We start from the raw sequence: 284 nt of genomic DNA on the forward strand, positions 1-284 counted from the left end.
CGGCAAACAGTGGTCGTCACGCTTCAAAAAGCCAGGCGACCAACCTGCCAGCAGACTCTCATGGCTGATACAACGCAAGTGGCAAACGGCCAACTCTCTGAAAACGAGTTGTGCAGACCTTCCCTAGTATCCTGGCGGAATGAAAAAACGCAGGCCGTACCCAACGGATGTATCGGATGAAGAGTGGTACTTCGCCGCTCCGTATCTGACCTTGATGAACAAGGACGCACTGCAGCGCCGCTACGAACTGCGCGAGATGTTCAACGCGCTGCGCTGGATCGTAC

Annotated in this window: 1 protein-coding gene; it reads left to right on the top strand. The window is 55.3% G+C overall.

The window, feature by feature from the left end; translation table 11 throughout:
- Window positions 1-139: 139 nt before the first annotated feature.
- Window positions 140-284, top strand: a 145-nt coding sequence (locus tag AB3X94_RS42095) for a transposase (protein ID WP_368594447.1), incomplete at its 3' end; no start/stop codon positions are given.

Source organism: Paraburkholderia sp. BR10923, assembly GCF_040948765.1.
Taxonomy (GTDB): Bacteria; Pseudomonadota; Gammaproteobacteria; order Burkholderiales; family Burkholderiaceae; genus Paraburkholderia; species Paraburkholderia youngii.